General features: G+C 61.3%; 2 protein-coding genes. Both read right to left on the minus strand.

The window, feature by feature from the left end; all coding sequences use genetic code 11:
* Nucleotides 1-5 precede the first annotated feature (5 nt).
* On the minus strand, nucleotides 6-770 hold the full coding sequence (locus BLX41_RS02370; RefSeq protein WP_123723619.1) for a class I SAM-dependent methyltransferase: 765 nt from the start codon (nucleotides 768-770) through the stop codon (nucleotides 6-8).
* Between the two features lie 95 nt (nucleotides 771-865).
* Nucleotides 866-1,253 (minus strand): 3-isopropylmalate dehydratase small subunit (leuD, locus tag BLX41_RS34230; RefSeq protein ID WP_259744342.1); only part of this gene is annotated, 388 nt, incomplete at its 5' end.

Raw genomic sequence — 1,253 nt, forward strand, 5'->3', positions numbered from 1 at the left:
AAGTTCTATCGCTCGGCCCACAGCACCAGTACATCTGTACTGAACGAACCATCGGCCTCAATCTCAAAATATTCGCGCACTTCATTGCCCATCGCCTGCTGCAGCTCGCGAATCGCCACCCGCAGCGCCTGGGGTGTGCGCATGCGCTCGACCCAGGAGTTGTACTCCAGTCGCAGGCGCTGACGAGCGGTACTGCGGGTATGCAGCCCTGCCTCGCTGACCTGACGCAACCACTCCCCTGCCGAATAGTCACGGACATGGCTGGTGTCACGCAGTACTTCGACACTTTGCAGGTAAGTGTCCAGCAGCGGACTGCCCGGCGACAAGACATCGATGAACGCCGCCACGCCACCCGGCTTCAGCACCCGGCGCACTTCTCTCAGGGCCAGGCCCAAATCGCTCCAATGGTGAGCCGAATAGCGGCTGAAGACGAAATCGAACTCGCCGTCGGCGAACGGCAAGCGCTCGGCTGCACCTTTAACGGTGCTGACGTTGTGCAGATTACGCTCCTGCGCTGCTGTCGACACTACATCCAGCATCTGCTGGGAGAGGTCGTAGGCCACCACTTCCTTGACCAGCGGCGCAACGTGGAAGCTGACATGACCGGCGCCGCAGCCCAGGTCCAGGACACGGGCTGCGCCCTGTCCCGCCACTTCGGCTTGTAGCAGCGCAAATTCGGCGCCTTGAGCGTGTACGGCACTGCTCAGGTAGGCCGAGGCCTGCTCACCGAACTGCTTCTGTACCACCTGGCTATGGGCGTTGCTGGTCATGCTGTGGTCCTTTTGATCTGGGGGAACGGCGTTCGCTGGCAAGCCAGCTCCTACAACACAAAGCCGTAGGAGCCGGCTTGCCGGCGATCAAGCGCTCAGGCGTCGCGGAACAACCAGGGCTGGCTGGCCCGATGCTTGGCCTCAAAGGCGGCAATGGCGTCGCCGTCCTGCAAGGTCAGGCCGATGTCGTCCAGACCATTGAGCAGGCAATGCTTGCGGAATGCATCAATCTCGAACTTCAGCACCTTGCCGTCGGGGCGGGTCACGGTCTGCGCCTCAAGGTTGATGTGCAACTGGTAACCCGGCGTGGTTTCGACCTGCTGGAACAGCTCGTCGACTTCAGCATCGCTCAAGATGATCGGCAACAAACCGTTCTTGAAGCTGTTGTTGAAGAAGATATCGGCATAGCTGGGCGCGATGATGCTGCGAAAACCGTACTCTTCCAGGGCCCAGGGCGCGTGCTCACGGCTCGAGCCGCCGCCG

The sequence above is a fragment of the Pseudomonas protegens genome (genome assembly GCF_003732485.1).
GTDB classification, from domain to species: Bacteria; Pseudomonadota; Gammaproteobacteria; order Pseudomonadales; family Pseudomonadaceae; genus Aquipseudomonas; species Aquipseudomonas protegens_B.